This window comes from Falsiroseomonas sp. (assembly GCF_030695085.1).
Lineage (GTDB): Bacteria > Pseudomonadota > Alphaproteobacteria > Acetobacterales > Acetobacteraceae > Falsiroseomonas.
Window position 1 is genome coordinate 1 of sequence record NZ_JAUYTS010000205.1, and the last position, 23895, is coordinate 23895.

General features: G+C 70.6%; 22 protein-coding genes. 11 read left to right on the forward strand and 11 right to left on the reverse strand.

The genetic code is table 11. The annotated features are described in order from the left end of the window. From Q8S40_RS21560 to Q8S40_RS21575, 4 genes are all read right to left on the reverse strand, one after another. Positions 1 to 1276 (reverse strand): efflux RND transporter periplasmic adaptor subunit (locus Q8S40_RS21560; protein WP_305672045.1); only part of this gene is annotated, 1276 nt, incomplete at its 3' end. Next, complete coding sequence (locus Q8S40_RS21565; RefSeq protein WP_305672046.1) at positions 1273 to 2760, reverse strand: efflux transporter outer membrane subunit; 1488 nt, start codon at positions 2758 to 2760, stop codon at positions 1273 to 1275. The genes Q8S40_RS21560 and Q8S40_RS21565, both read right to left, overlap by 4 nt. Before the next feature lie 237 nt (positions 2761 to 2997). Further along, a complete protein-coding gene (locus tag Q8S40_RS21570; protein WP_305672047.1) occupies positions 2998 to 4008 on the reverse strand; it encodes a 2-hydroxyacid dehydrogenase in 1011 nt (336 codons plus the stop codon). A gap of 23 nt (positions 4009 to 4031) precedes the next feature. Then, complete coding sequence (locus tag Q8S40_RS21575; RefSeq protein ID WP_305672048.1) at positions 4032 to 4889, reverse strand: universal stress protein; 858 nt, start codon at positions 4887 to 4889, stop codon at positions 4032 to 4034. Positions 4890 to 5141: 252 nt separating this feature from the next. Here Q8S40_RS21575 and Q8S40_RS21580 point away from each other — a divergent pair, with 252 nt between their 5' ends. Beyond that, complete coding sequence (locus tag Q8S40_RS21580; RefSeq protein WP_305672049.1) at positions 5142 to 6659, forward strand: L-lactate permease; 1518 nt, start codon at positions 5142 to 5144, stop codon at positions 6657 to 6659. A 45-nt stretch (positions 6660 to 6704) separates the two neighbouring features. After that, positions 6705 to 7661: a 1-phosphofructokinase family hexose kinase gene (locus Q8S40_RS21585; RefSeq protein WP_305672050.1), complete on the forward strand. Its 957-nt coding sequence runs from the start codon at positions 6705 to 6707 to the stop codon at positions 7659 to 7661. 12 nt (positions 7662 to 7673) lie between these two features. Here Q8S40_RS21585 and Q8S40_RS21590 read toward each other — a convergent pair whose 3' ends face one another. Then, positions 7674 to 8240, reverse strand: a complete 567-nt coding sequence (locus Q8S40_RS21590) for a hypothetical protein (RefSeq protein ID WP_305672051.1) — start codon at positions 8238 to 8240, stop codon at positions 7674 to 7676. 330 nt (positions 8241 to 8570) lie between these two features. Here Q8S40_RS21590 and Q8S40_RS21595 point away from each other — a divergent pair, with 330 nt between their 5' ends. From Q8S40_RS21595 to Q8S40_RS21605, 3 genes are all read left to right on the forward strand, one after another. Beyond that, positions 8571 to 9734 carry a glycosyl hydrolase family 8 gene (locus Q8S40_RS21595; protein WP_305672052.1) on the forward strand — a complete coding sequence of 388 codons (1164 nt, stop codon included), beginning with the start codon at positions 8571 to 8573 and terminating at the stop codon, positions 9732 to 9734. Positions 9735 to 9823: 89 nt separating this feature from the next. Beyond that, positions 9824 to 10855: a hypothetical protein gene (locus Q8S40_RS21600; protein WP_305672053.1), complete on the forward strand. Its 1032-nt coding sequence runs from the start codon at positions 9824 to 9826 to the stop codon at positions 10853 to 10855. Further along, the gene (locus Q8S40_RS21605; protein WP_305672054.1) at positions 10852 to 12114 is read left to right on the forward strand and encodes a hypothetical protein; all 1263 of its coding nucleotides are present in this window, start codon (positions 10852 to 10854) and stop codon (positions 12112 to 12114) included. The genes Q8S40_RS21600 and Q8S40_RS21605 overlap by 4 nt, the downstream gene beginning before the upstream one ends. Before the next feature lie 109 nt (positions 12115 to 12223). Here the strand turns inward: Q8S40_RS21605 and Q8S40_RS21610 are convergent, their stop codons facing one another. After that, positions 12224 to 12676 (reverse strand): PaaI family thioesterase, encoded by a 453-nt coding sequence (locus Q8S40_RS21610; protein WP_304811808.1) that lies wholly within the window; start codon positions 12674 to 12676, stop codon positions 12224 to 12226. A 9-nt stretch (positions 12677 to 12685) separates the two neighbouring features. Here Q8S40_RS21610 and Q8S40_RS21615 point away from each other — a divergent pair, with 9 nt between their 5' ends. Continuing rightward, on the forward strand, positions 12686 to 13003 hold the full coding sequence (locus tag Q8S40_RS21615) for a DUF6522 family protein (protein WP_305672055.1): 318 nt from the start codon (positions 12686 to 12688) through the stop codon (positions 13001 to 13003). A gap of 10 nt (positions 13004 to 13013) precedes the next feature. Here the strand turns inward: Q8S40_RS21615 and motA are convergent, their stop codons facing one another. From motA to Q8S40_RS21630, 3 genes are all read right to left on the reverse strand, one after another. Beyond that, on the reverse strand, positions 13014 to 13880 hold the full coding sequence (gene motA / locus Q8S40_RS21620; protein ID WP_304811813.1) for a flagellar motor stator protein MotA: 867 nt from the start codon (positions 13878 to 13880) through the stop codon (positions 13014 to 13016). Then, positions 13877 to 14983, reverse strand: a complete 1107-nt coding sequence (locus Q8S40_RS21625; protein WP_305672056.1) for a flagellar motor protein MotB — start codon at positions 14981 to 14983, stop codon at positions 13877 to 13879. Before Q8S40_RS21625 ends, motA begins: the two co-directional genes overlap by 4 nt. Before the next feature lie 168 nt (positions 14984 to 15151). Beyond that, positions 15152 to 16552: a short-chain fatty acyl-CoA regulator family protein gene (locus tag Q8S40_RS21630; protein WP_305672057.1), complete on the reverse strand. Its 1401-nt coding sequence runs from the start codon at positions 16550 to 16552 to the stop codon at positions 15152 to 15154. Between the two features lie 152 nt (positions 16553 to 16704). On the opposite strand from Q8S40_RS21630, the gene aceA reads away from it, so the two are divergent. Together aceA and Q8S40_RS21640 are read left to right on the forward strand one after the other, a co-directional pair. Next, the gene (gene aceA, locus Q8S40_RS21635) at positions 16705 to 18024 is read left to right on the forward strand and encodes an isocitrate lyase (RefSeq protein WP_305672058.1); all 1320 of its coding nucleotides are present in this window, start codon (positions 16705 to 16707) and stop codon (positions 18022 to 18024) included. 21 nt (positions 18025 to 18045) lie between these two features. After that, complete coding sequence (locus Q8S40_RS21640; protein WP_304811822.1) at positions 18046 to 18234, forward strand: hypothetical protein; 189 nt, start codon at positions 18046 to 18048, stop codon at positions 18232 to 18234. A 97-nt stretch (positions 18235 to 18331) separates the two neighbouring features. Here Q8S40_RS21640 and Q8S40_RS21645 read toward each other — a convergent pair whose 3' ends face one another. Both Q8S40_RS21645 and Q8S40_RS21650 read right to left on the reverse strand, forming a co-directional pair. Beyond that, positions 18332 to 19306: a threonine/serine dehydratase gene (locus tag Q8S40_RS21645; RefSeq protein WP_371136872.1), complete on the reverse strand. Its 975-nt coding sequence runs from the start codon at positions 19304 to 19306 to the stop codon at positions 18332 to 18334. Between the two features lie 2 nt (positions 19307 to 19308). Continuing rightward, positions 19309 to 20445, reverse strand: coding sequence for an FAD-binding oxidoreductase (locus Q8S40_RS21650; protein ID WP_305672060.1), 1137 nt, complete (start codon positions 20443 to 20445; stop codon positions 19309 to 19311). 166 nt (positions 20446 to 20611) lie between these two features. Between Q8S40_RS21650 and Q8S40_RS21655 the strand changes: the two genes are divergently transcribed. The 3 genes from Q8S40_RS21655 to Q8S40_RS21665 all read left to right on the forward strand — a co-directional run bounded on the left by Q8S40_RS21655 (position 20612) and on the right by Q8S40_RS21665 (position 23881). Continuing rightward, complete coding sequence (locus Q8S40_RS21655; protein ID WP_305672061.1) at positions 20612 to 21973, forward strand: ABC transporter substrate-binding protein; 1362 nt, start codon at positions 20612 to 20614, stop codon at positions 21971 to 21973. Between the two features lie 136 nt (positions 21974 to 22109). Continuing rightward, positions 22110 to 22985 (forward strand): carbohydrate ABC transporter permease, encoded by an 876-nt coding sequence (locus Q8S40_RS21660; protein WP_305672062.1) that lies wholly within the window; start codon positions 22110 to 22112, stop codon positions 22983 to 22985. Continuing rightward, positions 22985 to 23881 (forward strand): carbohydrate ABC transporter permease, encoded by an 897-nt coding sequence (locus Q8S40_RS21665; RefSeq protein WP_304811834.1) that lies wholly within the window; start codon positions 22985 to 22987, stop codon positions 23879 to 23881. The genes Q8S40_RS21660 and Q8S40_RS21665 overlap by 1 nt, the downstream gene beginning before the upstream one ends. Positions 23882 to 23895 lie beyond the last annotated feature (14 nt).

A 23895-nucleotide genomic window follows, 5' to 3' on the forward strand; every position in this document is an offset into this window, starting at 1 on the left:
GCCGGCGCACCTGGCGCGGCACCGCCACCGGCACCACCGGCTCCGCCACCTGCACCGTGCTGCCGGAGACCAGGCGCAGCGCGCCGGAGGAGACGGCCCGCTCACCCGGCCGCATCCCGCGCAACACCACCGCCTGCTGCCCGGCAATGGTACCGAGCGTCAGCGGCCGCTGTTCCACGGTGTTGTCGTCGCGCACCACGAAGGCGAAGGGCCCCTGCGGCCCGCGCTGCACGGCCACCAGCGGCAGCACCACCACATCCCGCAGGGTTGCCACCTGGATGCGCGTATTGACGAAGGCGCCCGGCCACAGGCGCAGATCGGCATTGTCGAATTCCGCCTTCAGCCGGATGGTGCCGGTGCTGGCATCCACCTGGTTGTCCACTGTCACTAGGCGGCCGATCGGGTTGGGCAGCGGCGCGCTGCCATCCAGCCGCGGCGGCGCCGATTCGGCCAGCCGGGCTTCCACCGGCACCGCACCGGCCTGCAACGCCTCCATCACCTCCGGCAGGGTCTGCTGCGGCAGGGTGAAGTTCACCGCGACGGGGCGAAGCTGCGTCACCACCACGATGCCCGTGGTGCTGCTGGACTGCACGAAATTGCCCACATCCACCTGCCGCAGCCCGATGCGGCCATCGATCGGGGACCGGATGGTGGTGTCGTCCAGCTGCGCCTGGGCGTTGTCGATCGTCGCCTGGTCGAATTGCAACTGCGCTTCCAGCTGCGCCACCGTGGCGCGCTGCGTATCCAGCACCTGCTGGGATGTGCCGCTGCTGCGGGCGAGCTGGATGTAGCGCTGCAGGTCGCGCTGGGCATTGGCCAATTGCGCCTGGCGCTGCGCCCGCGTCGCCACCGCCTGGTCCAGCGCCGCCTGGTAGCTGCGCGCATCGATCCGCACCAGCACCTCGCCCGCCGTCACGTCCTGCCCTTCCCGGAACAGGATCTCGGTGATGCGGCCGGAGACCTGCGGCACGATGGTCACGGTGCTGGAGGCCTGCACGGTGCCCAGCGCATCGAGCATGATCGGCAGGTTCTCCACCGTCGCGGTCGCGGCGGTGACCGGGATGGCCGGTCCGCCGATGCCACGGCGTGGCCCGGCCGGTGCGGTGGTGCTGGTGGTGCCACCGAACCAGCCCTGCTGCCAGCCATACCAGCCCCCGGCGCCGGCCAGCAGCAGCAGCCCGAGCCAGACCCAGACCGTGCGGCGCCTGCGCCGGGGTGCTGCGGGCTGGGAGGCCTTGGGGATTTCCGCCTGGGGCGGCCGGGGAAGATCGTTCATCGCGCCACGCTCGCTCCGCCGCCGGGGGCCGCCTGTTGGGCAGATGGTGCGGCCGCGAGGGCGGCATAGGTCCAGCCGCCTCCCAAGGCCGTGAATAGCGCGGCGGCAGCCTGCAGCCGGTCGCCCAGCGCCTGGGCCACGGCGTTGCGGGCGCTGAACAGGCTGGACTGCACGCTCAGCACCGTCAGCAAATCCACCGTGCCAGCCTGCAACTGTGCCTCCGCGATGGCATAGGCGCGCTGCGCCGCTTCCGCCCGCACGCGTTGCAATTGCACTGATTCACTGGTGCGGCGCAGTGCGGACAGGCTGGTCTCGGTATCCTGCAGCGCCACCAGGATGGTGCGCTGATACTCCGCCAGCAGCTCCGCCTGGCGGGCGCTGAACTGCTCCACCTGGGCGCGCAGTGATCCGGCATTGAAGATCGGCGCGGTGATGCCGGCGGCCAGGCTGTAGACGGTGGAGCCCGGTCGCAGCAGCGTCTCCAGCGCCAGGCTCTGCAACCCGCCGCTGCCAGTCAGCGCGATGGTCGGGAACAGCGCGGCGCGGGCGGCGGCGACATTGGCGTTGGCGGCGGCGAGGTTGGCCTCGGCCAGTTGCACATCCGGGCGCCGCGCCAGCACCTCGGAGGGCAGGCCCGGCTCGATCACCGGCACGACGATCTCCTCCAGCCGCACGGCGCGGATATCGATCTCGCCCGGCGCCACGCCGGTCAGCGTGCCGAGGGCGAAGCTGTTCTGTTCGGCAATCTGCTGCAGCGGCGGGATGGCGGCGCGCTGCTGCGCCACCGCGGTTTCCTGCTGCGCCACATCGAGGCCGGTGGCGGTACCGACGGCCACCCGCTGGCGCAGGATGGAGAGGTTGCGGGTCGCGACCTCCAGGTTGCCGCGCTGGATCTCAAGCTGTTCCTGCGCGCCGAGCACGTTGAACAGCGCATTCGCCACCGCCGATTGCGTGCTGAGTGCGGTGACGCCGATGGCAAAGCGCGCGGCGGTGGCGGAAGACCGGGCGCTTTCCAGGATCGCCCGGTTGCGGCCCCAGAAATCCACCTCGTAGCTGGCGGAGAAGCCCGTATCGAAGCGATTGCCCGCGCTGCCGGCGGCATTCAGGTTGCGGCTGGTGCCCCGCGCGCGGCCGGCGGAGGCATCCGCATCCACCCTGGGCAGCAGCGAGGCGCCGGAAATCCGCACCTCCGCATCCGCCTGGCGCAGCCGCGCCACGGCGATGGCCAGATCCAGGTTCCCGGCCATGGCGGCGCGCATCAGCGCATCCAGCTGCGGTGTGCGGAAGGCCTGCCACCAGCTGGCATCCGGCCAGCGCATCGCGCCCGGCACCGGCTCCGCATTCGCCGCCCGGAACAGCGTGGGCAGCCGCAGCCCGGAGCTGGCGGGGTCGATCCGCGCGCTACAGGCACCGGCCAGACCCCCCAGGCCGAGCAGGGCAGAGGCACGGATCAGGCTGCGGCGGGCGGCGGGGAGGGAGGACATGCGGGGGAGTATGGACCTTGGCTGTGACGCCGGGGAGGCAGCGCCCCTGTTCTTTGGTCCCACCCGGGCGCCGGGGCCACCTTCTTTTGGCTACGAAGCGTTGCGGGGCGTAATCATGCGTCAGGCGACAGGCCCGCGGGGCGGACCTGGGTGCCCGGTGAGACCAACCGCGGCGCAGCGGAACGCGACCTTGCCCCGGGGGCGGCCCCCGGCCCTGCCGGGCGCCCCCCGCCCCTTTCAGGCCAGCTTCTCGGTCGAGACCGCATGCAGCGCCTGCCCGGTCTCGGCGAAGGCGGTGATGTTGCCGATGGTGGTCTCGGCGATCGCCGTCAGCGCCTCCGTCGTGAAGAAGGCCTGGTGTGCGGTGACCAGCACATTGGGGAAGGTCAGCAGCCGGGCGAAGATGTCGTCCTGCAGCATCTGGCCGGACAGATCCTCGAAGAACAGGTCGGCCTCCTCCTCATAGACATCGAGGCCGAGCAGGCCGATGGCGCCGGATTTCAGCCCGGCGATCACGGCGCGGGTATCGACGATGGCGCCGCGGCTGGTGTTGATCAGCATGGCGCCGCGCCGCATCTGCGCGATCGCGGCCGCATCGATCATATGATGCGTCGCCGGCGTCAGCGGGCAATGCAGCGTGACGATGTCGGACCGCGCCAGCAGCGTCGGCACATCGACATATTCGAGACCCAGCGCGGCACCTTCCTCGGCCGGGTAGGGGTCATGCGCCAGCAGCCGGCAGCCAAAGCCGCGAAGGATGCGCGCCACCGCCAGGCCGATGCGCCCGGTGCCGACGATGCCGGCGGTGCGGCCGTGCATGTCGAAGCCGAGCAGCCCGTCGAGTGCGAAGTTTCCCTCCCGCACGCGGGCGTAGGCGCGGTGGATGTGGCGGTTCAGCGACAGCATCATCGCCACCGTATGCTCCGCCACCGATTCCGGCGAATAGGCTGGCACCCGCGCCACGGTGATGCCGAGGCGTTGTGCCGCCACAAGATCCACATTGTTGAAGCCGGCCGAACGCAGTGCCAGGATGCGGATGCCGCGGCCGGCGAGATCAACCAGCACCGCGGCATCGGCCTGGTCGTTGACGAAGGCGCAGACCGCCTGCGCACCATTCGCCAGCGCCGCGGTTTCCGGCGACAACCGTGCTTCCAGATAGGTGAGGACATGCGGCGAGCCGCACGCGGCATTGGCGGCGTCGAGAAACTGGCGGTCATAAGGCTTGGCGCTGAAAACAACGATCTGCATGAATATCTCCGGCTGGGGCTGGTTCAGCCCGGTTGGCGCAGCGTCATGGTGTCGCAGGGCAGGGTGGCCAGCAGGCGTTTGGCGGTGCTGCCGACCAGAAAACGAGCGAGGCCGCTGCGGCCCTGCGTGCCGAGTACCACGAGCGGGATGTCGCGTGCCTGTACGTAATCCGCGATCAGCGCGCCAGCCTCGCCATATTCCACCAGCGGCGTGACACGCGCGCGCCAGCCCGGCGGCGCCTGCACATGCTGCAGAAACGCCTCCAGCTCCGCCACTGCCAGGCTGTGCATCTCCCCCCGGCTGGCGTCGTGGCCGACGAAGCCCTCGAAGGGTATCTGGTAGGCGTGGAACACCGTGATGCGGGCCTCGGGGAACAGATGCAGCGCCGCCTGAAGCGCCTGGCGCGCGGATTCGGAGAAATCGGTCGCCACCAGGATCTCCGCATAGGCGCCGCGCGGCCTTCCTTTCACCACCAGCACCGGCACCGGGGCCTGGCTGACCAGCTGGTCGACGATCGCGCCCAGCGCGGCGCGGCCCAGCATCTCGTTCCGCGCCACGCCGGTGACGATCAGCCCGGCCTCCTGCGCTGTGGCCTGGGCGAGAATGGTCTCCGCCGCATCGCCGCGCGCCAGAATCACCTCGCACGCGGTGCCGTGGCCTGCCAGATCGGTGCGGATCTGCCGCTCTGCCCGCGCCTCGGTGCCGGCTGGGTCGCGGCGCCAGGATGGCAGGTCGGGCGGGCCCTCGTTCGGCATCACATACAGGATGCAGAGCTTCGCCCCCCAGCCCTTTGCCAGCAGCATGGCGCGGTGCTGCGCACGGTCGCAGCGGCTGCTGAGGTCGGTCGCCAACAGGATGGTGCGGGGTTGGGTGGTGGGCATGGGGATTCCTCGCGGGGGCTTCGGCGCAGCATTGACCGGATGGGCGGGTCCGCACATTGACGAAAATCAACGCGCTGGCGCGTCATGCCGCGCAGCTTGCCGCCAGGCCGGGCCGCGGAGTCGCGGGGTGCCAGGCGCCTTTGGGCAGGGTATCGGTAACCTCTCGCCCGGCCGGGCGGGTAATATGCGGGAAGAACGCCGGATGATCATGACGCGGGCCGCTTCTGGTGCCCCGATGGGGCGCCGCTAGGGATGGGGCAGGCCGCTGCCGCCTTGCTGCCGATCGGGCTGGTCGTGCTGCTGATGGCCGGGCTGGGCTGGGGCGCCGTGACGGCCGGGCTGGCGGGCGGCGCGGCCGCCCTGCCGGTGGCGCTGCTGGTGTTCGGCTGGCAGGGGCCGGAAGCCGCCGGCGGGACCGTTGGCGCCCTGGGCGGCGTGGCGGCGGAGGCCGGGTTTTCCACCCTGACCATCATCTGGGTGGTGGCGCCTGCGCTGATGCTGCACGAATGGCAGCAGGCCAATGGCGGCACGGAAACCCTGCGCCGCGCGCTGCTGCGGCTTTCGGCGGATCGCGGCGTGACGGCGCTGCTGGTGGCCTGGTTCTTCGCCCTGTTCGCGGAAGGCGCGGCCGGCTTCGGCACGCCGGTGGTGCTGGCGGCACCGATCCTGGTCGGGCTGGGCTTCCCCCCGGCCCAGGCGGTGGCCATGGCGCTGGTGGGCCATGCGGTGGGCGTGTCCTTCGGCGCGGTCGGCACCCCGGTGGTGCCGCAGGTGGCGGCCAGCGGGCTGGACCCGCTGGCGCTGTCCGGCGCCACGGCGCTGCTGCACGCGGCCTGCGGCTGGACCATGGCGCTGTCGCTGCGCCACATGGCGGGCGCGGCCAGCCTGCGCCTGGCGCTCGGCGCGGCCTTCGCCTTCCTGCTGCCCTTCACCGCCATCGCCATCTTCGTCGGCCCGGAACTGCCGACGCTGGGGGGCGCGCTGATCGGCGGCCTCGCCTTCGCCGCCGCGCTGCCGCGCCGCCCACCGGCCGAGGCCACGGAGTCTGGGTCCAAGGAATCTGGGCCCAGCGGCCGTGAATTGCTGCGTGCGGCGCTGCCCTACCTGCTGCTGCTCGGGCTGATCCTGGCGACGCGGCTGCTGCCGCCGCTACGCCAGGCGCTGGCCGGCGTCACGCTGGACTGGTCGCTGGCCGATGGCGCCTTCAGCGGCAGCGTCGCGCCGCTGTACCACCCGGGCACGCTGCTGCTGGCCAGCCTGGCCCTGGCCGCGATCTGGCGGCGCCGGCGCCCGGCGGAACTGGCGCAGGCGGCCGGGCGCGCGCTGGCGCGGCTGCCGGCGGTGTTGCTGGCGCTGCTGCTGATGCTGTGTCTGGCGCGGCTGATGGTGCATTCCGGCATGATCGCATCCCTGGCGCAGGCCGCGGCGGCGCTGGCTGGCCAGGGCTGGCCGGTATTCGCGGCGGCCACCGGCGCGCTCGGCACCTTCGTCACCGGCTCCGCCACCGCATCGAACATCCTGTTGACGGATTTTCAGATCGCCACCGCCACGGCGCTCTCCCTGCCGGTGCTGCCGCTGCTGGCCGCGCAGGGCTTTGGCGCGGCCATCGGCAACATCATCTGCCCGCACAATATCGTGGCCGGCGGCGCCACGGTTGGCCTCGGCGGGCGGGAGGGGGAGGTGCTGCGCCGCACCCTGCCGGCGGCCGCGCTGGTGGTGGCGCTCGGCGGGGTGCTGACCCTGGTGGCGGTGCTGGCCTGGCCCGGCTGAGCCCCCACCCTCGCGCCCACGGCCCGATTGAGGCAGGCTATCCGCATGGCAACCGACCCCCTGATCACCACCCTCACCGCCAACCCTTCCGTCGATCTCGCCTGCGAGGCGGAGGCGGTGCGCCCGGTGCGGAAGATCCGCACCACCAATGAACGCTTCGATCCCGGCGGCGGCGGCGTGAATGTCGCCCGCGTGGTGCGCGAACTGGGCGGGGCGACGCTGGCCGTGGTGCTGGCCGGCGGCGTCACCGGCCGCTTCATCGAGGAATTGATCGATGCGGCAGGCGTGCCGCGCCGGACCGTGGAGATCACCGGCCGCACCCGCATCAGCCATATCGTGCAGGATACCTCCAGCGGCCTGGAATATCGCTTTGTGCCGGAAGGGCCGGAGGTGACGGAAGCCGAGTGGCGCGCAGCCCTCGCCGCGCTGGCCGAGGCGGGTGGCGACTGGCTGGTGCTCAGCGGCAGCCTGCCGCGCGGCATGCCGGAGGATTTCTTCGCGATCGCCGCGGCGGAGGCCCGCGCCCGCGGCCAGCGCGTGGTGGTGGACAGTTCCGGCGCCCCGCTGCGCGCTGCCGTGGCGGCCGGTGGGCTCGACCTCATCAAGCCCAGCCTGGGGGAGTTCGAGGCGCTGGTCGGCCGCAAATTGCCGGAATCGGCGGAACAGGAGGCAGCGGCGCTGCAACTCGCGCAATCCGGCGCGGCGCGGCTGGTGGCGGTGACCTTGGGCCATCGCGGCGCGGTGCTGGCGAGCGCGGCGCGGGTGTGGCGGCTGCCCGCGCCGGATGTGCCGGTGCGGGGCGCCGCCGGGGCGGGTGACAGCTTCGTCGCCGCCATGACCCTGGCACTGGCGCGCGGCGCGACGGCGGAGGATGCCTTCGCCTGGGGCAGCGCCGCGGGTGGCGCGACCGTGGCGCAATCCGGCACCGCGCATGCCCAGCGGGCGGAGGTGGAGGCGCTGTTCCGGCAGATGCGCCCGTTGCTGAACCGCGCCGCCGCCTGAAGCCGGCTGCTGCTATTCTGCCGCCGCCGACGCCAAAGTAGCGGACCAGCCGATGCGCTGCACGTTCGGCGCTGGCTCTGTCGCTTCAGCGTCCTCCGCCGCGCCTGCGTCATCAAGCACGAACACCGCCTCCAGATGCAGGGGCGCGTTTAGTCCGGCCATGGTCCAGCGCATGCGGTGCTGCACCAGATTGAGGCCCCATCGCGTCTCAATGGTACGTTCCTCCACTGTCGGCGGACCGTGGCGTTCCCTGGCCGCCTGACGGAGCGCGGCGAGCGACATCGGGGCTTCCGGCAGGCTGGTGTGCCAAGCGGCCATGACCAGGGCCTCCGCGCCGGTGCCGCGGCTGGCCAGACGCAGGCCGGGGCAGAGCAGCCAGACGGCCTGCGGGCTGCAGAGGTCCCCGGCCGGCACCGCAAGGTGGAGAGTCAGGCCGCCGGGAAGGGGCATTTGGCCTGCCAAGTGCAGGTTCGGCATGGCCGCCAGCGCATCCCGCACCAGCATGGCCGATCGCGCGCCCCGTACCGGCACGGGCGGCAGCGCGTCTTGCACGAGCACGGGCGGCAGCGCGTCTTGCACCAGCACAGGGGGCGGTGGTGGATGCTCAGGCGTCGTCGCCTGCGCGTCGCCGCCAAACGGGATAAGAACCGCAAGGAGGTGGGCAGTTCCGACGGACAGAAGCCGTCTACGAGCGGCTGACGTCATTTTTTAGCTCACGCTAGAAAAGTGTAACTCGGAGCATCTCAGCAAATTGTTTCGAGAAAGTAAACGTGGCTTGGGAGCATCGTGGCTCGACTATCCCATTGTGGGAGAGGGGCGTTGCCTTACGCTTAAAGAACATTTACAAAAACAGGGTTATCGACGGGGTGGGGGATGACTCACATTCAAGTCAATCCGCGCCGAGTGGCCGTGGCCCATGGTCGCCGCGGTTGGGCTGGGCTGGTGATCGGCCTCGGGGTGTCGCAGCCGGGACTTGCGCAGCAAGCCGCGCCGCCTTCCCAACATATCTCGCTGCCGCCGCCCGCGGGCGCGCGCCAGAAGGCGGAGAGAGACCAGGCGGATTGGGCCAATTTTCGCGGTCGCTGGGTCCAGCGCGACGGCCGGGTGACCGATTCGGGCAATCGCAACGTCTCGCACAGTGAGGGGCAGGGCACCGGGCTGATCTTCGCGGCGCGGCACCATGACCGTGCGAGCTTCGATCGCATTCTCGCCTGGACCCAGGGCGCGCTGCGGCGGCCCAGCGATGCGCTGTATGCCTGGCGCTACACACCCGGCGCGGCTGTGCCGGTCGATGACCCGAACAATGCCAGCGACGGTGACCTGCTGATCGCCTGGGGCCTGCTGCTGGGACATGAGCGCTGGGGCGACCCGAACCACAAGGCCTTGGCCGGGCAGATCGCCCGGGACCTGCTGCGCCTGTGCACCCTTTCCACCGGATCCACTTCTGCGGGCGCCGACCGGCTGCTGCTGCCCGGCGCCTTCGGCTTCGTCCATGCCGACCACATCGTGGTGAACCCGTCCTACTGGCTGTTCGGCGCCTTGCGGGCGCTGGACCGCGCCTTCCCCGATCCCGCCTGGGACGCGCTGTGCCGCGGCGGTCTGCGCATGCTGCAGCAGGCGCGCTTCGGCCGCTGGGGCCTGCCGCCGGATTGGCTCCGCCTGCCGCGGGATGGCCGCAGCCCAACCCCGGCCAGCCCCTGGCCGTCGCGATTTTCCTGGGATGCGGTGCGGGTGCCACTGCACCTGATCTGGGGCGCCCATCTGCGGGAGCCGGCCCTGCGGGCCTGCGCCGATTTCTGGGGCGATCCTGGCTGGCGCCAGATGCCGGCCTGGGTGGATCTGCGCACGGGCGCGACAGCGCCTTATGCTGCCACGGCCGGTATCCAGGCGGTGGCCCAGCTCACCATGGCGGCCCAGGCCGGCTCCGGGCGGGTCGAGGCGCTGCCACGGGTGCCCGACGCGACCGACTACTACGCCGCCAAGCTGGTGCTGATGGCCCATTACGCCTGGGATGAGCGGGGCCTCGACATGTCGGATGAGCCGCGCATGCGGCTGGACCAGCGCAGGGGCTGAAGCCCAACCCCCCGGCCGGGCCGCCGTTTTGCCCGGTTTGGGAACGCTTCGTTCATCGGGCTGCCGCATGCTGGCTTCCGATGCTCAACATGCGATCGACCGTCGAGGGTTTCGCGGCCAACCTGCCGGAACGGCAGGCCAGCTTTGCGGAGCGCGGCTGCGCGGTGTCCTTCACCGCGCCGATGCTGTCCGGCGCCCGGCTGCGGCGGGTTTCGTGTGGGCCGGCCGAAATAGTGCTGCCGGCGCTGAGTGGCCGCGGCGTCTATGTCATGGGCTGGGACGCCTGCCTGCTGCATTGCGCGCCCTCGCTGCATGACCGGCAGCTTTGGGACCGGATCGCATCCCACGAACGGCCGACGCCCGCCCTGGTGCGCGCCGCGGCGCGGGAGGTTGCCCGGGGCGGCTATGCAGGCCGCGCGGCGAAGGCCGCAGTCCTGGTTGCCATTCGGCAGCAGGAGGCTGTGCGCGATGCGCTGCGCAACAGCTTGGCGGCGCGCTTGCGGCCCATCGGCCCTGGCGCGGCCGAACTGGTGGCGCCGATGGTGGCGATCCTGGCGCAGACCGGCACCGGGCCGGGCCAGCTTTCGGATTGCGAACCTTCGGCCGCGATGCCCCAGGCCATCGTCGCGCTGGAAGCCTTTTGCGGCAGCATCGCGGCGTGGAGCCAGGTGGCGCGGACCCCGACGGAGCAACGTGGCGCTGCCATCCTGCTGGGCGCCGCGCGACTGACGCTGCTGCTTGCGGATGCGTCCCTGCAGGCGCTCTGGTGCCTTGTCGCCGACCTGTTGGACCGGTTGGTGCGCGGCGAGGCGCGGCAGGAGGAGGTTCTGCCCCTGCTGGCGGAACTGGCGTCCCGGGTGGAGTGGGTGCTGGATGGCTGGAGCATGATCGAGACGCTGTGGGCCGCTGCCGGCCCGGCCGGACGCGGCGCGGTGCTGCCGGAGGTGGTGTCCCTGCTGCCGGTGCCGCCGCTGGAGACCGAGCACTGGCCCGGCGCGCGCCCCGACTGGGACACGCTGCTCCGCACCCGGCGCCTGGTGCGCCCAAGCCCGGCCTGGGGCAGCGGCAGCCAGGTGGATCTGGCAGAGCGGAACGAGGGCTTGAGGTGCCTCGCGCCATGAGCCTGCTCGGCGGCCAGGCCCGCCAGCTGCGCCTGGCGCTGCTGCAGGCGCCGGATCACTCGCTGGGGCGGGTGGTCGCCATGCTGGATGGCCTGCAGGACCGCAGCGTGATCGACCAGGTGCTGGACAGCGTGCGGCCGCGGCTGCGGCGCCTGGCGCCGGCACGGCCGCTGCGCCTGTCCCGGCTGCTGTTCCTGCCGCTGGACACGGTGATCGACCCGCCATCCGGTTGGCGGCCCGGGTCGCAGCGCATTCCGCGCAGCGCCATCGCCCCGATCGCCGACCTGGTCAGCGCGACCCTGCCCAGGCTGGCGGAGGAGATCGCGGCCGCCGCCCTGGGCCATAGCCATGAGGACCATGCCGTCGTCGCCGCCCTCGGCGCCCGGCTTTGGCCCGCGGCTGGCGTGCTGGCCCATACGCAGATGCCGCGTGGCTGGGTGGCGGCCGGCCTGCCGGCTTCGGCGGCGGCGCCGGTCCTGGGCCTTTGCACGGCCATCTGGCGCCACGCCGTGCCGCTGTGGCAGGCGCGGGCGGCCGCCCTGGCCGGCACGACGGATGCGCTGGCGCTGGCACGGGCGGCGCTTGCCCCGCTGGTCGCCGAGGGTGCCGGGCCGCTCGCGGCCGGGTTGACCCTGCTGCTGCGCGCGTCGCTCACGCCCGGGCAGGTTGCGACGCTCGCGGCCAGCCTGTCGGCACAGATCCATCCGCTGGCGGAGCGGGAACTGACCAGCATGCTGGCAGAAAATGCCGCGGCGGTGGCCGCCGCGACAACCGCCGGCGAGATGGCGAAGGCCGCGGCGCTGCTCGCGCGCCGCCTCGCGGATCTGGACGTTTCCGACAATGCGGCGGTGCGGGAGGCGCGCCGGCGGCAGGCGGCCACCCTGCGGCGCGATACCAGCCAGTCCTGCCACGCGCATTTCGCCGGCGCGCTGGTGGAACGGCTGCTCATGCCGGCCGCCACCGCCGCCGCCGGGCCACCGGCCGAGGATGCGGTGGTGACGATGCTGGAATCGGCGGCACGCGACCTGCGGCGGCTGGAAGCGGTGGGTCGCCGGCTTGGCCAGGAAAGCACCTTCGACAGCACATTGCGCGACGCCGTCGCGCAACTCCGGCGCCTGGCGGCGACACCCGGTGGCCTGGAGCGCATCGACATCGCGCGCCTCATCGAAATCCTGGCCGGACCCGAGGCGGCGCTGGCGACCCTGGAGCCGGCAAAGCCGGAGCCCGCAAAGCTGGAGCCGGCGATCGCCCAGCGGTGAAGCGCCCCGCCCAGCGCGGGTGCCGCCTGGCGGCGGTGCACGGCGCGCGGGCCAGCGGTTGAAACGGGCCAGCGGCTGAACGGTCCGGCCCGCGCCGGCCGCCGGGTGGTCAGGCCGGCTGGCCCTCATGCGTCTCGCTGCCGGCGCGCCAGCGATGGGTGGAGGCGCCGAAGGCGACCATCTGGCCGGCCTCGTCGAATACCTCCGTCCGGCAGAAGAAGATGTTGCGGCCACGCTGCGCCACCTTGCCTTCGGCAATCAGCCGCCCGCCCTTCACCTGGCCGGTGAATCGGCAATCCAGGTCCAGCGTCACCGCCTTGCGGACATTGCCGGGCACGCTGCACCACAGCCCGGCATAGCCGGCCGCCTGGTCGATCATCGACAGGATCAGCCCGCCATGAATGATGCCCGACCGGTTGCGATGCGCATCGCCGGCGATGCAGGCGAGGCGGGCCAGGCCCTCCTCCCAGTGTACCAGGGTCAGGCCAAGCAGCGCATGATAGGCTGCGCCATCCGGATCGAGGTCGGGACCAAGGGCGAGGGCAGGTGGGGTCTGGGTCATGCCCCCCGGATGCCCATCCCGCGCCGCCCGGTCAACCTGTCGCATGAGGAAGCTGCCATGACCGAACCCTGGCCCGCAGACCTGCCGCGGCAGGTGGAGTTCGACGCCGCCGGGGATGTGGTGCTCACCGCGCCCCAGGCGGCGGCGCTGCTCGGGGTGGAACTGGAGTCCTTCCTGGCCGATCTGCGGGCCGGGCATGTCTATTCCGTGGTGGAGCGGGGCGAGGGGGCCGATGCCGGCCGCCTGCGCCTGACGCTGCACCGCCGCGCGACGCAGCGCCGGCTGCTGGTGGAGGCCGGGACCGGGCGGGTGATCGGGCCGGGGTGAGGCCGCCCGATCAGCCGATCTGGAGGTTCTGCAACGCCTCCTCCAGTTCCGCGAAGCTTGGCATGGAATGGCTGGGTGCGGTCTTGCGCCCAGCCTCCACCGCCACCTGCGGCGCATTGCCGTGCAGATGCGCCACCAGCACGGCGCGGATCACCTCGTAGTATTTGCAATCCTCCTCGATCACGCCGTTCAGCCGCGTCGCCATCGGGCCCATCACGCCATAGGCCAGCAGGATGCCGAGGAAGGTGCCGACCAGCGCGCCGCCGATCATGCCGCCGAGCACCGCCGGCGGGCTGTCGATCGAGGCCATCGTCTTGATGACGCCGAGCACGGCCGCGATGATGCCGAGCGCGGGCAGCGCATCCGCCGTGGTCTGGAAGGTGTGCGCCACATGCAGCTCCTCCGCCCGCACCTTCTTCAGCTCCTTGGACATGATGTCTTCGATCTGATGCGGGTCGTCGGCATTCATGCCGACCATGCGCAGGTAGTCGCAGATCATCGCCAGCGCGGTCTTGTCCGCCATGATCTTCGGGAATTTCTGGAAGGCCGGGCTTTCGGAGGGTTTCTCGATATGCGCCTCCAGCGCCATCGCGCCCTTGGTCTGCGCCAGGCGCACGAACCAGTACAGCAGCGACAGCAGATCGACGTATTCGTGCTTGTGGAAGCGTTCCCCCTTGATGATCTTGCCGAAGCCGCCGAGCGTGTGCTTCACGCCATGCATGCTGTTGCCCATGATCAGGGCGCCCACGGCCGCACCGCCGATCATCATCATCTCATAGGGCAGCGACTTCAGGATGATGCCGAACTTGCCGCCGGAGATCATGTAGCCGCCGAACACCATGGCCAGCAGGAAGACCAGGCCGCCGATCGTGGTCATGGCGCGGTGGTCCTTGCTGGCCGCGGCGGCGGCTGCTGCTGGGGCGCAGGCGTGGTGGGCGCTGGATCACGCAGCAGGGTGATGGAGACGCGGCGGTTGGCCGCGGCGTTCGGCGTCTCCGGCACCAGCAGGTCACGCTCCGCATTGCCGGTGACGCTGCGGATGCGCGCTTCCACCAGCCCCGCCTCCGTCAGCAGGCGCCGCGTCGCATTGGCGCGTTCCGCCGACAGGTCCCAGTTGGAACGGTCGCCGCCGCCACGGAACGGCGTTGCATCCGTATGGCCGGCGATGGCGATGCGGTGCGGCAGGCGGTTGATCACCTGCGCGACGCGCGCCAGCAATTGCCGGGCCCGGTCATTCGGCGCGCTGCCGCCGAGCGCGAACATCGGCTGCCCCTCGGCATCCACCAACTGGATCCGCAGGCCTTCCTGCACCTGTTCCACCATCATCTGCTTGGCGAGTTCCGCCAGCAGCGGGTCCTCTGCCACCGCGGCCCGAATCTCCTCCGCCGCGCGCTCGAATTCGGCGCGTTCGCGGCGTTCATGCTCGGCGCGCAGCGCGGCATCGGACAGGGCACGCGCCTCCGCCTCCTGCCGCTCGGCCTCGATCCGGGCCTGGCGGGCTTCCTCGCGCGGGTCGGCATCGCCGGGCGGCTGGTCGGCGCGGGCCTGGCGGGTGCGGCGCGGCGCGGCCTCCTCGTCATCGCCTTCCGGGCCTTCCCGCATCGGCACGGGGCGGGCGACGGTGGGGACATCCTCCTCCACCTCCACATCCTCCAACACCGGCAGCGGGCCGAATTGCAGGCGGATGGCGCCGGCATTCTGGGTGACCTGGGCGGTCTCGTTCGGCGTGCGGCCGCCGAAGGGCTGGCCGCTGCCGGTCTGGTTCTGGCCCATCACGTTGGTCGGCGCGAAATAGTCGGCCAGCCCCCGGCGCTGTTCCTCCGTGGTGGCGTTCAGCAGCCACATCAGCAGGAAGAAGGCCATCATCGCCGTCACGAAATCGGCGTAGGCCACCTTCCAGGCGCCGCCATGGTGCCCGTGCTCGCCTTCCTCGATGCGCTTGATGACGATCGTCGCGCCGTTCTTGCCGCCCTTGGCCATGGATCTCCGTGCAGCCCCCGCGCGCCCCTCATGGGCGGGCCTGGACGAGGAGATAGCGCGTGGCGGTTAAGGGACCGTTTGAGAACGCCGGCGGGCCGGCGTCACGGGCGTTTTCGCCCCGGGGTGTGGCCGGGCCGGAAATCCCTTCCGCGCCGCCGGCCGCGGGCTCTAGACCCGGCGTGCCGGGTCGAAGCGCCAGGGGCTCGCGCCATCCTCATTGGGGTCGAGGTTCAGCCGGTGTTCCAGCGGCGGGAAGGCGCGGCTGCGGCAATCGGCGCGGTCGCACAGCCGGCAGGACAGGCCGATGCCGACGGCCGCGCGCGCCAGGTCCAGCCCATCCGCATAGACCACCTCCGCGGCACGGGACAGGTCGCAGCCCATCGCCACCACATGCATCGGCGCCGGTTCCCCCCAATGCGTGGTCGGCGCCACGATGGTCCGCGCGAAGCACAGGAAGGCCGCGCCATCCGGCAGCATCGCCACCTGCACCCGTGTCATGGCCGGCGTGGCGAAGGCCTGATGGACGATCCATTTCGGGCAGGACCCGCCGAAGCGGGCGAAGGGGAAGCCGGCGGCGGAGAAGCGCTTGTCCACATTCCCCGCCGGGTCCACCCGCAGGAAGAAGAACGGCACGCCGCGCGCATCCGCCCGCTGCAGGGTGGAAAGCCGGTGCGCCGCCTGTTCGAAGGAAACCCCGAAGCGCGCCGCCAGCGCCTCCACCTCATGCCGCAGCGTGCGGGCGGCCGAGAGATAGGCGGCATAGGGCATCAGCAGCGCGGCGGCGGCGTAGTTCAGCAGGCCGATGCGGACCAGCGCGATGGCCTCCGCGCTGGAAAGCTGGGCCGGGGCGATCACCGCCTCCACCGCTTCCCGCGCCTCCAGCAGCATCAGCTGGAATGCCATCTGGAAGCCGCGGCTTTCGCGCGGCAGCGTCTCCGACAGATCGAGGCGGCGCAGTGCCGGATCGTAGCGCCGCAGCGCGCCGTCGAGCGGCCCGACCGAGACGGTGACGCCATGGGTGCGGCGCAGCCTCTCGGCCACCGCGTGGTTCATCTCCGCCGGCACCGCGCGCAGTTCGCCGCCGAGGGTCTCGGCCACCCGTTCCAGTTCGGCGAAATGGTTGGCGCGGTCGTGGAAGAAGTCGCGCGCCTCCTCATTCGGCAGCAGCAGCCGGCGGCCGGAGGGCAGCGCGATGCCTGACGCATCCTCCCGCGCCACGCGCCAGGCGCGATACAGCGCCAGCACGGCGCGGGCGGCCTGTGGCGCGCTGCCGGCGAGCGTCGCGATCTCCGCCTCCGGCACCTCCGCCAGCCCCAGCAGCGGGTCCGACAGCACCTCCCGCAGCCCCGCCTCCGCCTGCCGTTCCTCGGTGCCGGAGAGCGCGGCGAGGTCCAGCGCCAGCACCTGGCCGAGCTTGATCAGCAGGCTGGCGGTGACCGGGCGCTGATCGTGCTCGATCAGGTTCAGGTAGCTGGCGGAAATGCCAAGGCGGATCGCCAGCGCCTGCTGCGTCATGCGCTGTTCGGCGCGCAGGCGGCGGATGGTGCGGCCGATCAGGGGGCGGGCCATTTTTGTCAATCTTTACAGATTTGCCGGGAAGCCTGTGAAGATCCTCACAGGATTGCCGCGGTCTGGCGAGGATTCCAGAGGATTTTTCGCGATGCAATGTGAATTATTGACAGGCCCCGCGGATGACGCGGCTCAGTCCAGGAGTTCATCGCATGCGTCCTTCTCCCGCGCCGTGCCTCGCGCCCGATGGCGGCCATGGCACCGGCCCCGCCCAGCCCGGCCGCTTCGACGGCATCCGCCGCGACTACACGCCCGCCGATGTCGCGCGCCACGCCGGCAGCTACCGCGTCGCGCACACCCTGGCCGATCGCGGCGCGCGGCGGCTGTGGCAGCTGTTGCAGAGCGAGGATTTCGTGAACACGCTCGGCGCGCTGACCGGCATGCAGGCGGTGCAGCAGGTGAAGGCCGGGCTGAAGGCGATTTATCTTTCCGGCTGGCAGGTGGCGGCGGATGCCAACACGGCCGGGCAGATGTACCCCGACCAGTCGCTGTACCCGGTCGATGCCGTGCCGAGTGTGGTGCGCCGCATCAACAATGCGCTGCGCCGCTGCGACCAGATCGCGGTGCAGGAGGGCAAGGGAGACAGCACGCAATGGATGGCGCCGATCATCGCAGATGCCGAGGCCGGCTTCGGCGGCGCGCTCAACGCCTATGAGCTGATGCGCGCGATGATCGAGGCCGGCGCGGCGGGCGTGCATTTCGAGGACCAGCTCGCCAGCGAGAAGAAATGCGGCCATCTCGGCGGCAAGGTGCTGGTTCCGATCAGCCAGCACATCCGCACGCTGAACGCGGCGCGGCTGGCCGCGGATGTAGAAGGGGTGCCGACGGTGCTGCTGTGCCGCACCGACGCCGAATCCGCGCAGTTGCTGACCAGCGATGTCGATGCGCGGGACCGTCCCTTCATCAGCGGCGAGCGCACGCCGGAGGGGTTCCACCGCATCACGCCCGGCATGGGCAAGGCCTACGCCATCGCCCGCAGCCTGGCCTATGCGCCCTATGCCGACCTGCTGTGGTGGGAGACCTCGGACCCGGACCTGGCCGATGCGCGCGACTTCGCCGAGGCGATTCACCGGGAATTCCCCGGCAAGATGCTGGCCTATAACTGCTCACCCAGCTTCAACTGGCAGCGCAAGATGGGCGTGGAGGCCGCCGCGCGGTTCCAGCGCGAGCTGGGCGCGATGGGGTACAAATTCCAGTTTGTCACGCTGGCCGGCTTCCACAGCCTGAACCTGTCCATGTTCCAGCTCGCCCGCGGCTATGCGGAACGCGGCATGGGCGCCTATTCCGAATTGCAGCAGGCGGAATTCGCGGCCGAGGCCGAGGGCTTCACCGCCATCCGCCACCAGAGGGAAGTCGGCGTCGGCTATTTCGACGCCGTCGCCACCGCCGCCAGCGGCGGCACCGCCAGCACCACCGCGCTGGCCACCAGCACCGAGGCGGCCCAGTTCCACGATGCCGAACCCGCCCACTGAACGCGACAGGGAGACACGATCATGATGCATGACCAGTATGATGACGGCCTGGTGCACAGCCATGGCTGGGCCTGCAGCGAACGTGGCCGCATGGTCCACCGCCCGCCAGCGCCGGCGACGCGGCAGGAGATCGACCATGATGACGGGCTCGTGCACGGCCATGGCTGGGCCTGCAGCGAGCGCGGGCAGATGGCACGCGCGCCGGGCTAGGACCGCTCCAGCGTGACAAGGCACGGCGGAACGCCTCCCGTCTTTTGTTCCAGCGCCTTTCTCAGGTCAGGCGGTTCGGCCAGACCTGAGACGTGCCCTATGCGGCAAGCGCCCGCGCGAAGACCGCCGGGTCCACATTGCCGCCGCTGACCACGACGCCGACGGTGCGGCCACGGGCTTCGATCTTGCCCGCCAGCACCGCGGCCAGCGCCACGGCCCCACCCGGCTCGGCGACGATCTTGAGGTGTTCGAAGGCGAAGCGCATCGCCGCGAAAACCTCCGCCGGCGTCACCACCACGGCGCCGGCCAGACGCGGCTGGTTCACCGCGAAGGTCAGCGCGCCGGGGCGCATGGACAGCAGCGCATCGCACAGCGTCTCCCCCGCGCCGTCATTGGCGATGCGTTCGCCGGCTTCCAGCGACAGGCGCGTGTCGTCCCAGCCCTCCGGCTCCACCGCCCAGATCCGCGTGGCTGGGGAGGCACCCTCGGCGGCCAGCGCGCAGCCGGCGATCAGCCCGCCGCCGCCGGTACACACCGCGAGCGCATCCAGCGTGAGGCCGGCGGCCGCGGCATCGGCGAACAACTCCAGCGCCAGGCTGCCCTGGCCGGCGATGATGTCCGGGTGGTCGAAGGGCGGCAGCAGGGTGGCGCCACGTTCCGCCGCCAGACGTTCGGCCAGCGCCTCCCGGTCCGTCGTCCTGCGGTCGAAGAAGGTGATCTCGGCGCCCCAGCGCCGCGTGCTCTCCACCTTGATGGAAGGCGCATCCTGCGGCATCGCGACCAGCGCGCGCATGCCGAGCATCGCCGCGGCGCAGGCCGTGGCCTGGCCGTGATTGCCGGAGGAATGCGTCACCACGCCACCTTCGCGCGCCGTCTCCGGCATCAGCAGCGCGGCGTTGGTGGCGCCACGCAGCTTGAAGCTGCCGGTGCGCTGCAAGGGCTCCGGCTTCACCAGGATGGTGCCGCCGGTCAGCGCATCCAGCAGCGCGTGCCGCAGCATCGGCGTGTGGATGATGTGCGGCGCGATGCGGGCGGCGGCGGCCCGCACATCGGCATGTGTCGGCAGCGCCACGGTCACGCGGCCACCTGCGCGAAGCGGTTCGGATCGACCAGCGGCAGCACCGGCAGCAATTCCTCCGCCACCGCACCCGCGACCAGGCCCGCCACCAGCCGCCCCGCGGCCGGCGCGGTCTGGATGCCGTAGCCGCCCTGGCCGATCATCCACAGGAAGCCCGGCGCCTGGCGGTCGAAGCCGATGGCGAGGCTGCGATCCGGGGTGAAGCTGCGCAGCCCTGCCCAGCGATGCTCCACCCGCGTCACCGGAATATCCAGCGCCTGCTGCATGCGGTCGATGGCGATGGCGATGTCGAGCTCATCCGGCTGCACGTCATGCGGCGGCATGTCCGTCTCATCGGCCGGCGACAGCATCAGCTTGCGCCGCGCCTCCGGCCGCACGTACCAGCCATGCGCGGCATCGCCGATCAGCGGCCAGCGGCTGCAATCCTGCGCGCCCGGGTCGATGATCAGCGCGGTGCGGCGCTTCGGCTGCAAGCCGATCGGTGCCAGCCCGGCCAGGATTGCCACCTCATCCCCCCAGGCACCGGCGGCGTTCACCAGAACGGGCGCGCGGAACACCGTGCCGTCACTGGCCGCGGCATGCCACAGGCCCTTCTCATGCCAGATCCGCCCGGCGCGGGACCGCAGGGCCAGCACGCCGCCTGCCAGTCGGGCTGCCTTGAGGAAGCCGGCATGGAGCGCGGCGACATCGATGTCGAAGGCATCACGCTCGATGGCGGCCGCCACGGCGTAGCCCTCGCGCAGCGGCGGTCCCATGGCGGTGATGGCGGAAAGCGGCAGCGGCTCCAGCCCCTCGCCAGCCGCCAGCATCGCCTGCAGCGCGGCCTCCTGGTCGGCCGGCGCCAGCGTGACCACCGGGCGCTGCGCCAGCAGCGGCGCGCTGGCGAAGCCCGCGGGCGGATCGGCGAAGAAGGCGCGGGAGGCCGCGGTCAGCCGCCGCACATCGGGCGGGCCGTAATTCTGGATCCAGATGGCGGCAGACCGGCCGGTGCTGTGATAGCCGGCGGTCTCCTCCGCCTCCATCAGCGCGACACGGCCGCCCGTGCTGCGATGCGTTGCCGCGCAATGGGCGGCGGCAGTGGCGCCGGCAATGCCGGCCCCGATGACGAGTACGTCGAAATTCTGGCTGTCCATGCCGGCATGGTCCTGCCTTGCACGCCATTTGGTCAATCCTGGGCAACTGGGGCAGAACTATCGTCGAAGCAACGTTATGGACGGTTGCAAGCCTCGTCATGGCCTGACTAACCTGCACCCGGGACAAAAGCGGACCGGATAACCGGCCGCGAGGGAGGAGGTTCGGATGGCATTCGACAGGATGACCAGGCGCGATGTGCTGCGCGCCAGTGCCTTGGCTACGGTCGCGGGAGGCACGCTTGCGGCGCCCGCTGTCCATGCACAGCCCACCACGACCTTGCGCTGCGGCTTCTGGGACCACTGGGTTCCGGCCGGCAATGGCGCGATGCGTGAACTCTGCGCCGAATGGGGCGAGAGGAATCGCGTGAATGTCCAGGTGGACTTCATCACCTCGGTCGGCAACCAGAACCTGCTGACCATCGCCGCCCAGGCGCAATCACGCTCCGGCCACGACATCCTGTCCTTCCCGACCTGGGAGCCGGCGGCGAAGTACGACATGCTGGAGCCGCTCGATGATGTGATGGGCCGGCTGACCGCGAAATACGGCCCGGTGAACGCGGCCGCCGAATATCTCGGCAAGATCCGCGGCAAGTGGGTGGCGATTCCGGCGGTGTCGGGCACACAGATGAAGCCGGCCTGCGTGCGCTTCGACCTGATGGAACAGCATGCGGGCATCGACATCCGCGCCATGTGGCCGGCGAACGACACGCGCGGCCCGGGCGCCGACACCTGGAACTGGGATACCTTCCTGACGGCAGCGGAGAAGTGCCACGCCGCGGGCGTGCCCTTCGGCATGCCGATGGGGTCCTTCACCGACGCGGTGGATACCGTCGGCGCCATCATGGCCTCCTTCGGGGCCACCATGATGGACCGCGAAGGCAAGGTGACGGTGCAGGGCAACGCCAAGCTGAAGACCGCGGTGGAATACCTGGTGAAGCTCTCGCGCTTCCTGCCGAACGACGTCTGGGCCTGGGATGACGGCGCCAACAACCGGGCGCTGATCTCCGGCCGCTCCGCGCTGATCTTCAACCCACCCTCCGCCTGGGCGGTGGCCAAGCGGGATGCGCCGCAGGTGGCGGAAAAGTGCTGGACGGTGCCGGTGCCGGCCGGGCCGGAGGGGCGCTTCACCCCCTACCTGCCGTATTTCTGGGGCATCTGGTCGTTCAGCCGCAACAAGGGCCCGGCCAAGCAATTGCTGGAATTCCTGTCCGAGCGGACCTCCGCCGAGAAGCAGACCAACACCAGCAACGGCTACGACATCCCGCCCTTCGTCAGCATGAACAACTTCGAGGTCTGGGCGAAGGAAGGGCCGCCGGTCGGCACCGTCTACAACTACCCGCTGCGGGCGCACCACAACGCCACCGCCAGCATCGCCATGGCCCCGGCACCGGCCGAATTCGCCGTGCAGGCCTATCAGCAGGCGCTGAACACCAAGGTGGTGGCGCGCATCGCGCAGGGTGGCGAGACCATCGACCAGTCGCTGGACTGGCTGCATCGCGAGCTGACCAACATCGTCCGCGGCGGCTGAAGCCGGCGCGAGCTACGCGAAAGGTGGGCGGCACCAGCCGCCCGCCTGCAAGGATGCAGGGGAGATCCTCATGGTAGCCGATGGCAGCCACGCCCCAGGCGGCATGGCGAGCAGAAGCCGCGGGCGTGCCAACGCCATGCAGCGCTTCGCGCGAAGGCGTTCCACCGTCGCCTTCCTGATGACGGTGCCCCTGCTGGCCATCATCATCGGCCTGGTCGCCTATCCGGCGGCCTATGCCATCTACCTGTCCACGCTGAACCGGCGAATGACGGCCTTCGCCGGCACGCTGAATTTCGAGCTGCTGTTCGAGAGCGACACCTTCTGGATGGTGGCGTTCCAGTCCTGCTTCTTCGCGATTACCGCCGTGGTGCTGAAGGCCTCGATCGGCTTCTGGCTGGCGCACATGCTGCACCACATCCCGGACAAGGGGCAGCGCAAATGGCGCGGCATGCTGCTGGTGCCCTGGGTGATCCCGCCGGCGCTGTCCACGCTCGGCTGGTGGTGGATGTTCGACCCCTCCTACTCCTCGATCAACTGGCTGCTCGCCGTGATCTCGGTGCCGGAGGTGCCGTGGCTGGGCCACCATTGGTGGGCGCGCATCGCCATCATCATGGTCAATGTCTGGATCGGCGCGCCCTTCTTCATGATCATGTACCTGGCCGCGCTGAAATCGGTGCCGGAGCAGCTGTATGAAGCGGCGATGATCGACGGCGCCTCATCGTTCCAGAGGCTGCGCTACGTGACGCTGCCGATGATGGCCAACATCATCTCCATCACCGTGCTGTTCAGCCTGATCGTGACCTTCGCGAATTACGACATCGTCCGCGTGCTGACCAATGGCGGGCCACGCGACCTGACGCATGTGTTCGCCTCCTACGCCTTCCAGGTGGGCATCCTGTCCGGCAACATCCCGCGCGGTGCGGCGGTGTCGCTGTTCATGTTCCCGATCCTCGCCCTCTGCGCCTTCTTCGTGCTGCGCAGCGTCACCCGGCGCAACAAGGAACAGATGTGATGTCGGCCAGCACCGCAGGCGCAGCCCCGAAGGGCATCTACCACCTGGCCGGCAGCCTGCGAAAGGAACGGCGCTGGGCCTTGTGGGTCGCGTATATCTCGCTGGTCTTCGCCGCCATCATCTTCATGGCGCCGCCCTTCTACATGTTCATCACCAGCCTGAAGGGCAGCGGCGAGATCGCCAGCCAGATCGGCAGCCCCTGGCTGGTGCGCGACCCGACGCTGGACAACTACAGCGCCATCATCTTCAACCCGCTGTTCCAGCGCTTCATGTTCAACAGCATCGTCATCACGCTGTTCGTGGTGGCGCTGACCATGGTGATTTCCATCCTCGCCGCCTTCGCCCTGGCGCGGATGCGCTTCTTCGGCAGCCAGGCGCTGGCGACCGGCGTGTTCCTGACCTACCTGGTGCCGGACACGCTGCTGTTCATTCCGCTGTACCAGATCGTCGGCGGGCTGGGCCTTCTGAACTCGATCTGGGGCCTGATCCTGGTCTATCCGACGCTGACGGTGCCGTTCTGCACCTGGATCATGATCGGCTACTTCACCTCCATCCCGAAGGAACTGGACGAGGCGGCGCTGATCGATGGCGCGTCCTGGTCGCAGATGCTGCTGCGCATCTTCATTCCCGTGGCGCTGCCCGGCATCATCGCCGCGACGATCTTCGCCTTCACCGTGTCCTGGGCCGCCTTCGTCTATCCCACCGCCTTCGTCACCACGCCGGACCAGATGCCGCTGACCATCGGCGTCGTCTCCCAGCTCGTGCGGGCGGATACCTTCGCCTGGGGCCAGATCATGGCTGGCGCCCTGGTCGCGGCGCTGCCGCCGGTGGTGATCTATGCCTTCTTAATGGACTACTACATTGCCGGCCTGACCGCGGGCGCCACCAAGGGCTGATTGTCCTTCCTTCT

What these genes read in the sequence shown, in the direction of transcription:
- Q8S40_RS21565 (WP_305672046.1), bottom strand. Translation starts at nt 2,760, where the DNA reads ATGTCCTCCCTCCCCGCCGCCCGCCGCAGCCTGATCCGTGCCTCTGCC.
- Q8S40_RS21570 (WP_305672047.1), bottom strand. Translation starts at nt 4,008, where the DNA reads ATGCAGATCGTTGTTTTCAGCGCCAAGCCTTATGACCGCCAGTTTCTC.
- Q8S40_RS21575 (WP_305672048.1), bottom strand. Translation starts at nt 4,889, where the DNA reads ATGCCCACCACCCAACCCCGCACCATCCTGTTGGCGACCGACCTCAGC.
- Q8S40_RS21580 (WP_305672049.1), top strand. Translation starts at nt 5,142, where the DNA reads ATGGGGCAGGCCGCTGCCGCCTTGCTGCCGATCGGGCTGGTCGTGCTG.
- Q8S40_RS21585 (WP_305672050.1), top strand. Translation starts at nt 6,705, where the DNA reads ATGGCAACCGACCCCCTGATCACCACCCTCACCGCCAACCCTTCCGTC.
- Q8S40_RS21600 (WP_305672053.1), top strand. Translation starts at nt 9,824, where the DNA reads ATGCGATCGACCGTCGAGGGTTTCGCGGCCAACCTGCCGGAACGGCAG.
- Q8S40_RS21605 (WP_305672054.1), top strand. Translation starts at nt 10,852, where the DNA reads ATGAGCCTGCTCGGCGGCCAGGCCCGCCAGCTGCGCCTGGCGCTGCTG.
- Q8S40_RS21610 (WP_304811808.1), bottom strand. Translation starts at nt 12,676, where the DNA reads ATGACCCAGACCCCACCTGCCCTCGCCCTTGGTCCCGACCTCGATCCG.
- Q8S40_RS21615 (WP_305672055.1), top strand. Translation starts at nt 12,686, where the DNA reads ATGCCCATCCCGCGCCGCCCGGTCAACCTGTCGCATGAGGAAGCTGCC.
- motA (WP_304811813.1), bottom strand. Translation starts at nt 13,880, where the DNA reads ATGACCACGATCGGCGGCCTGGTCTTCCTGCTGGCCATGGTGTTCGGC.
- Q8S40_RS21625 (WP_305672056.1), bottom strand. Translation starts at nt 14,983, where the DNA reads ATGGCCAAGGGCGGCAAGAACGGCGCGACGATCGTCATCAAGCGCATC.
- Q8S40_RS21630 (WP_305672057.1), bottom strand. Translation starts at nt 16,552, where the DNA reads ATGGCCCGCCCCCTGATCGGCCGCACCATCCGCCGCCTGCGCGCCGAA.
- aceA (WP_305672058.1), top strand. Translation starts at nt 16,705, where the DNA reads ATGCGTCCTTCTCCCGCGCCGTGCCTCGCGCCCGATGGCGGCCATGGC.
- Q8S40_RS21640 (WP_304811822.1), top strand. Translation starts at nt 18,046, where the DNA reads ATGATGCATGACCAGTATGATGACGGCCTGGTGCACAGCCATGGCTGG.
- Q8S40_RS21650 (WP_305672060.1), bottom strand. Translation starts at nt 20,445, where the DNA reads ATGGACAGCCAGAATTTCGACGTACTCGTCATCGGGGCCGGCATTGCC.
- Q8S40_RS21655 (WP_305672061.1), top strand. Translation starts at nt 20,612, where the DNA reads ATGGCATTCGACAGGATGACCAGGCGCGATGTGCTGCGCGCCAGTGCC.
- Q8S40_RS21660 (WP_305672062.1), top strand. Translation starts at nt 22,110, where the DNA reads ATGCAGCGCTTCGCGCGAAGGCGTTCCACCGTCGCCTTCCTGATGACG.
- Q8S40_RS21665 (WP_304811834.1), top strand. Translation starts at nt 22,985, where the DNA reads ATGTCGGCCAGCACCGCAGGCGCAGCCCCGAAGGGCATCTACCACCTG.